General features: G+C 54.0%; 5 protein-coding genes and 1 pseudogene. 5 read left to right on the top strand and 1 reads right to left on the bottom strand.

The window, feature by feature from the left end; all coding sequences use genetic code 11:
* The first annotated feature begins 341 nt into the window (after positions 1 to 341).
* The 5 genes and pseudogenes from F1542_RS09935 to F1542_RS09915 all read left to right on the top strand — a co-directional run.
* Positions 342 to 1,640 (top strand): capsule biosynthesis protein, encoded by a 1,299-nt coding sequence (locus F1542_RS09935; protein ID WP_193732894.1) that lies wholly within the window; start codon positions 342 to 344, stop codon positions 1,638 to 1,640.
* 15 nt (positions 1,641 to 1,655) lie between these two features.
* On the top strand, positions 1,656 to 2,918 hold the full coding sequence (locus F1542_RS09930) for a glycosyltransferase family 1 protein (RefSeq protein ID WP_227672640.1): 1,263 nt from the start codon (positions 1,656 to 1,658) through the stop codon (positions 2,916 to 2,918).
* A gap of 18 nt (positions 2,919 to 2,936) precedes the next feature.
* Positions 2,937 to 4,187, top strand: coding sequence for a glycosyltransferase family 4 protein (locus tag F1542_RS09925; protein ID WP_408886249.1), 1,251 nt, complete (start codon positions 2,937 to 2,939; stop codon positions 4,185 to 4,187).
* A gap of 356 nt (positions 4,188 to 4,543) precedes the next feature.
* Complete coding sequence (locus tag F1542_RS09920; RefSeq protein WP_227672639.1) at positions 4,544 to 5,119, top strand: sterol desaturase family protein; 576 nt, start codon at positions 4,544 to 4,546, stop codon at positions 5,117 to 5,119.
* A 196-nt stretch (positions 5,120 to 5,315) separates the two neighbouring features.
* Positions 5,316 to 6,255: pseudogene (locus F1542_RS09915) on the top strand (IS5 family transposase); the annotation flags it as partial.
* A gap of 548 nt (positions 6,256 to 6,803) precedes the next feature.
* Here F1542_RS09915 and F1542_RS09910 read toward each other — a convergent pair.
* Positions 6,804 to 6,956 (bottom strand): transposase (locus F1542_RS09910; RefSeq protein ID WP_193731370.1); only part of this gene is annotated, 153 nt, incomplete at its 5' end.

Below are 6,956 nucleotides of genomic sequence, written 5' to 3'. Positions count from 1 at the left end.
TATCGCAGTCCTTCCCGGCTATGTTCACGTCGGGCAATACCAGTCCATGTCACCATTCACTCCATCTCTTCGTAAAGACGGATGAATCACAACAGGCTGGTATTGTTCAAAAACTTTCGGATCGGGCACTAACAAAAACAGCATGAAGTGCGCAGCATGAGGATAATGGTGTTCTGTTTTTCTCAAAGGAGCGGGACATTTTCATATGCTTCGTCGTTTATCCTCTCTATGATCTTAGACTTGTGTAAACCCTAACCAGAACCGGCGAGATTTCTCCCGGAAGTTTCTGCTGCTCCAAGAGGAATTGGCATGTATATCAGGCTCGAACAGACTGATGTGTGATGCTTGATACGTCACCCCAGAAAGAAGTTTCTTCTCCACGCCGTTTTCTGCTGCTTCAGGGTCTGATGGGCCCCTTTTTCCATGAAATTGGAAAAGCGTTTCGCAAGGCGGGCTATGAAGTTTATAAAATCAATTTCAATGGTGGAGATCAGCTGTTCTGGTGCCTGCCGAACGGGATTGATTTTACCGGTCGTATGGAGGAATGGCCTTCGTTTCTGGCCAATGTCCTGACGAAGCATGGCATCACCGATGTCATGCTGTTCGGTGACTGTCGGCCCCTGCATCGTAAGGCAACGGCCCTGTGTATCGAACGTGGCATTCGCGTTTATGTGTTTGAGGAAGGATATATCCGTCCAGACTGGGTCACGCTGGAACTCGATGGGGTAAACGGCCATTCCTCGCTGCCGCGCAATCCCGAATGGTACCGCCAGCAGGCTGCCCTGCTTCCACCGTTGCCTCCGCATAATCAGGTTCCGTCCTCTTTCCGGCGCCGGGCGCTGGAGGCCGTGGCCTATAACGCCGCGGATCTGCTGACGCGGTGGTATTTCAGGAACTGGCATGATTATCGTCCCTGGCATCCATGGACTGAGGGTATCGGCTGGCTGAAGCGTCTGAACCGCCGGGATGCGGCACGGATGCGGACGGAAGGCATCATAAAGGAAGTAGCGGACAACAACTTTTCCTACATGCTGTTTCCCCTGCAGCTGGATGCTGATGCGCAGATCCGTCTCCATTCGGATTTTGATGGCATGACGGGCGCAATCCAGCTTGTTCTGGAATCCTTTGCCCGACATGCGCCAAAAGATCTTTTCCTTCTGGTCAAGGAACATCCGCTGGACAATGGGGTCAAGGACTGGCGCAAGCTGGTCTATACCATGGCCCGGAAGCTTGGGATCATCAACCGGGTACGCTATCTCGAAACGGGTGATATTGCCCATCTGGTGCGGGTTGCCAAGGGCGTCGTGACCATCAACAGCACCACGGGCACTCTGGCGCTGATCTGCAATGTTCCGGTCATTACACTGGGGCAGGCGATCTATGATATCCCTGACATTACGGATCAGGGGGCGCTGGATCATTTCTGGGCCGACCCCACACCACCGGATCCCGTGACATTTGAGGCTTTCCGGCGTGTGCTGATCGACCGTTGCCTGATTGAAGGCGGGTTCTTTTCGCCAGAAGGGCTGGCATTGCTTGTACAGGGGACGCTCCAGCGTATCCGTCGCACCACGCCTGCACAGGATGGGAAGGTTTTCACCATCTCGCATCTTGATGCCCAGCCGTCTTCCTCTCATTGATCCGGTATAGGCCTGATGTTCGATCAGTCTCATATTTTCATGGATATTTCACGCCTGCTGTCGCGGGCGCGCAATCCGATACCGACGGGAATTGACCGTGTAGAATATGAATATGCCCGGTATCTTCTGGCGCAAGAGGCACATCGTCTGACATTCGTGGCCTTTCATCCGGTTGGCCTGATCGCGCATGTCAGCACGTCGGCTGTCCGTGATTTCCTGGATGTCATGGGGCCTGTATGGGATGGTGATACGGGTCTGCGCGCGCGCCTGCCCCGCATGGCGCAGCGCCTGACACAGACCGTATTGCTGTCACGATGGACCATGCCGGCGTACAGGGGGGACAGCATCTACCTGCTGGTGTCCCACCACCACCTGACCCGGCCGCGCGCCATTGAACAGTTCCTGTCCCGCCATGGCAGTCTGTTCGTGCCGATGGTGCATGACCTCATTCCCATTGAATTTCCGGAATATGCCCGTCCGGGTGAGCCGGAACGGCATGCGCTGCGCATGGCGACGGTGGCCCGGCTGGCCGCGGGCGTGATTGTTCCCGCCCACGCCGTGGCGCGGTCGCTGGCGCCTTATCTGCAAGGACGCCCGGCACGGGACCATGTGCATGCCGTGCCCCATGGACTGCATCTGCAGCTTTCCGGGCAGGGCGCTGATACCATGCGCATTCCGTCCGATGGGCGACCTTATTTTGTCTGTCTTGGCACGATCGAACCCCGCAAAAATCACCTGCTGCTATTGAATTTATGGCGGCGCATGGTGGAAGACGCCGGGCCACGCGGCAGCGTTCCACGTCTTGTTCTGGTCGGTCGACGTGGTTGGGAAAATGAGAATATTCTGGACATGCTGGAACGCTGTCCGGCGCTTCAGGGCAATGTCCTGGAATATAACGATCTGTCTGACCCCGAGGTTGTTACCCTGCTGCAGGGATCGGCGGGACTGCTGTTTCCGTCATTCGCGGAAGGCTTTGGTCTGCCTCTTGCCGAGGCGCTCGTGCTCGGTGTGCCGGTAGCGTGCAGCGATATTCCAGTGTTTCACGAAGTTGCGGGTGAAAATGCCATCTATCTTGACCCGACCGATGGTCCAGCATGGCGTGTTGCCATCGAACGCCTGCTGGGACAGGAACGTGCAAACGACACGCCTGTAAAACATGGTCTGGATCTGAACCTGTTCAACTGGCCGCGTCAGGTGGCGCTAGGGATTCAGGCGGCAGACCAGACCGCGGCCTTTTTTTCAGTTCCGGGTGCATATGACGACGCTCCTGTCGGGTAGTGATCGGTAGCGTTCTCCATGACATTTTTTAAGATCAGGCAGAAGAAAGGTTCTTCCACGGGGAAATCATCGTCTCCGATGATCTGGCTGGATAGTAGGAATGTCGGCAGGACCGGGGGAACAGGGGTTGCGACCTATGCGCGTGGCCTGCAGGAATGCCTAGTTTCCATGGGATTTCAGACACGATACCTGTGGGATCACAATCCTGACAAGGTCGAGACGCACACGGAAAGAGCAGTTCAACGGATCCTGAGGGTCTTCAGGGCGCTGGCCTTTGTGCGCAGGATCAGAAACGGTTATCGGAAACCCTCAGGCGAGCAGTATCCTTTCGTTCCTGATCTGTACAGAAGCACCCATATACATTTCCGGAGATGCAGGCATCTGTTACGGTTACGTACTCCGACGCCGCCTGCCATCATGTTCTGGACATATCCGCTGGCCGTTATCGTCGAAAATACGGTCAATGTGGTGACAATCCATGATCTGATCCCTCTGACCCATCCTGACCTGACAGGCATCCGGCCGGATTTTTTGCGCTCACTTCTTATGCAACTCGTCAGGCGGGCGGATGTTGTTGTCACAGTTTCGGAAACGGTTCGGCAGCAGATAATGGACAGGTTGGATGTGCCGGCGGATAGGGTCATCAATCTCTATCAGCTTGCCGGTGTGTCGCAGCACGAGCGTCAACAACTGGTGAATGCGCCGCAGGTCGCACCCCAAGGCTGTTTTGTCTGTATCGGTCGTGTGGAAAAGCGCAAGAACATAGAGCGTCTGGTGGATGCCCATGCCCGTAGCGGGACACGGCGTCCATTGGTCCTGCTTGGACCAGATGGGGATGACGCGCCTGATTTTACGCCACGAACGCCGCAGCAGCAGATCATTCGCATCCCGTGGTGCAGTCGCCTTTCCCTGCTGCGCACCCTTGCGGATGCGCATGCCCTGCTGTTTCCATCACTGGCAGAGGGTTTTGGCCTGCCTATAATCGAGGCAATGGCCCTTGGGGTGCCGGTACTGACATCCCGGGGCGGGGCCACCGAGGAAATAGCAGGCCAGGCAGCGGTTCTGGTTGATGCCTATGATATACAGGACATCACGCGGGGCATCAGAGTCCTTGATGACATGCAGCCAGGTACGCCTGCGTGGGAAACGTTACGGGCGGCTGGCCTGCGACAGGCGGAAAAATTTTCCCCTTCCGCCCAAAAAGTGCGTCTGGCTGCATTCTATGCGCAGCTTCGCTCCCGGTTTCCTGATCTGCCTTTGCCGTCATGATGTCATATTGTTTTGTTAGTAAGCTGAATTGAGGAATTTTTGCGGGTTTTAGGAAAAAACTTTTCCCCTATTGCGTTGTGAATATAATTCAGCATAAATCAGGCGTGCTGCATCGTTAAGATGAAATGTCAGAAATCAGATGCTCGCGAGACATTGGCAGAGGTGCACAACAACAAAAAATAGGTATTACCTCTGATGAAATGGCGTGCCATGACCTGAAATATGTTGTCTGTAAAGCGCTGTTCAGGCAGGAAAGCTAAATTCATGCCGGATGTGAATTTTCAAAGGTATCTGTTATGCAGCAAAAGCGTAGGATAAAGGAAGAGGCGCCTGTTCGTCTGTTCAAGAATCCTGTCATGGAATCCCTGACGCTGCTGTCTTTTGGTGTATTCGCGGGGGTATGGGCTGTTGTACTCTCTGTCGCTCTGATTATCGCATGGTGCATGTCATCATCAGTAAGCAGTCTGTTGTGGTACTGTCTGATCGGTTTTGTCGCATGGTTCCCGTTTGAATATCTGATGCACCGGTTCCTGTTTCATTTCAACGGCCAGTCAGCATTCATGAAATCCATGATTTATCTGCTGCATGGCAACCACCATGATCAGCCTAATCATCCCTTGCGTAACCTGATGCCTCTCAGCGCGTCGCTGCCTCTTGCATTGCTGATCTGGGTGGGGTGCGTATGTTCCATGGGATATGCTGCGGGGAGTGCCATCGCTGCAGGGTTCCTGTGCGGGTATGTGGCGTATGACATTGTGCATTATTCCTGCCACCAGTTTCCGATGCGTATGAGCCTGCTGCGCAAGATCAAAATTCATCATATTAACCACCATTATCGCCAGAGTGACGCCAATTACGCGATTACGGCGGTTTTCCTTGACCGGATCTGCCATACGGATGTCTCTCAACCCGAGAGCAAAAAAGCCTCCTGATTTTCTTTTGAGCTCCTGATCTGCCGGGTTGCCAGAATATCCATTCCGCCATGTTTTGGCTGTTACGGATGGAATATGCATCACGGGTCTTATAATTGCGGCGTGGACATCGTTACCGATGTGGTAGCCTGCTGCTTTTTGGTCGTTTATTTCAGTAAATAGATCTTATTTCAAATTGCGTGCATTTTGAAAGACAGGAGCAAAGGCGGCCATCCCCCCGTTCGGTCCGGTGCTGATGTTCAAGATCCTGGTCATCCAGACACTGAACAATCTTTCCGACGAGCGAACGGAATATCTGATCAACGACCGCTTGTCCTTCATGCGTTTCCTCGGTCTGGGACTGTCGGACCGGGTGCCCGATGCCAAAACGGTCTGGCTGTTTCGTGAGCGTCTGACCGAGGCAGGCGCCATCCAAAAGCTGTTCGAGCGCTTTGACACCACCCTGCGTAACGCTGGCTGGGTATCTGCCGATGGCCGGCCAGATTCTGGATACCACGCTGGTGGCAGCGCCAAAGCAGCGCAATACCAACGGGGAGAAAGCCGATCTTCGGGAAGGCCGGATCCCCGAAGGCTGGGAAGATAAGCCGGTAAAGCTGTCCCACAAGGACAGGCACGCCCGCTGGACGCTAAAGTTGAAGGCAAAGCGGCAGGAGGACGGGACGCTCCCGGCCATGGACCTCGCCATTCCGTTCTTTGGCTACAAATCGCATGTTTCCATCGATCGAAAGTTTCGACTGATCCGGAAATGGAAGACAACGGATGCCGCTGCCAGTGATGGTGCCAGATTGCGCGAGGGCCTGCTGGATAAAACCAATACGGCCTCAACCGTTTTGGCCGACACCGCGTATCGCTCGAAAGCCAATGAGGACTTCATGGACAAAGAAAGTTTCGTCTCGAAGATCCACAGGAAAAAGCCGCATCTCAAGCCCATGCCTCGCCATTTCCAGCGGTCCAATGCAGGGAAGTCGGTGATCCGATCGCGCGTCAGGCATGTCTTTGCCGATCAGAAATCGCAGATGGGTCTGTTCGTTCGAACCGTGGGTATTACCCGGGCCACCATGCGGATCGGCCTGGCCAATATTGTCTATAACATGCACCGCTTCCTCTTCCTCGAGAGGTTGAACGTGAGCGCGTAGCCATCCCGGTGGCGATTCTGTTCAAAGCGCAGATCGAAAGCCACCTTGGGAACCTTCAATCAGCACGCCACAACCTTGAAATCGCGAGCTAAGCGCATCAACCAACAGTTCTTCGATCCCTCCACCTGCTGGTTTAAGCCCGGACTTCGGGAGATGCCAGTTCTCGCTGGCCTAAATTCGGGGGAGCACGTCAATCATTCTCTAGCGCAGAAATCGCCTCGACAGATGCCCGTTTGATGGGGGCTGTTCAAGGCACGCCATCACACCGAGGGAATATTATTAAATATCAACGATCTAAGTTGTATCTACCGTGCAGAGCAGGAAGATAGATAGGTCATTTTTGCAGCCATGATCTATCTTATAACCACAATTACCAATTCACGATAATTCCCAATAGCCCCTGAAAGGATGGTTGAATATGAAAAATTTTTCTCGCCGGGCTTTTTTGCGCGGATCATCTTTTTTATAGCAACTATTTCAACCACAGCTCACGCACGCGTATTTAATGAATCGCAGGGTCAGATCTTAGAGCCCGATCCGAAAGTTTTTCAAGCTTGACAATGCCTTGCTGTCCGTCGTGTGAGCATGCGGATCGAGGCGATCAATGTCCATGCGGTTGAGGAAGCAATGGACTTTTCCCAATCTTTGGCGAGCCGCCTGCACCGTCCCAGCCAGGCGAATGTTCGTTCAACCACCCAGCG

It is taken from the genome of Komagataeibacter sp. FXV3 (assembly GCF_015155755.1).
Taxonomy (GTDB): domain Bacteria; phylum Pseudomonadota; class Alphaproteobacteria; order Acetobacterales; family Acetobacteraceae; genus Komagataeibacter.
This window is presented reverse-complemented; position numbering and strand designations above follow the sequence as displayed.

What these genes read in the sequence shown, in the direction of transcription:
- F1542_RS09920 (WP_227672639.1), top strand. Translation starts at nt 4,544, where the DNA reads ATGGAATCCCTGACGCTGCTGTCTTTTGGTGTATTCGCGGGGGTATGG.
- F1542_RS09930 (WP_227672640.1), top strand. Translation starts at nt 1,656, where the DNA reads ATGTTCGATCAGTCTCATATTTTCATGGATATTTCACGCCTGCTGTCG.
- F1542_RS09925 (WP_408886249.1), top strand. Translation starts at nt 2,937, where the DNA reads ATGACATTTTTTAAGATCAGGCAGAAGAAAGGTTCTTCCACGGGGAAA.
- F1542_RS09935 (WP_193732894.1), top strand. Translation starts at nt 342, where the DNA reads ATGCTTGATACGTCACCCCAGAAAGAAGTTTCTTCTCCACGCCGTTTT.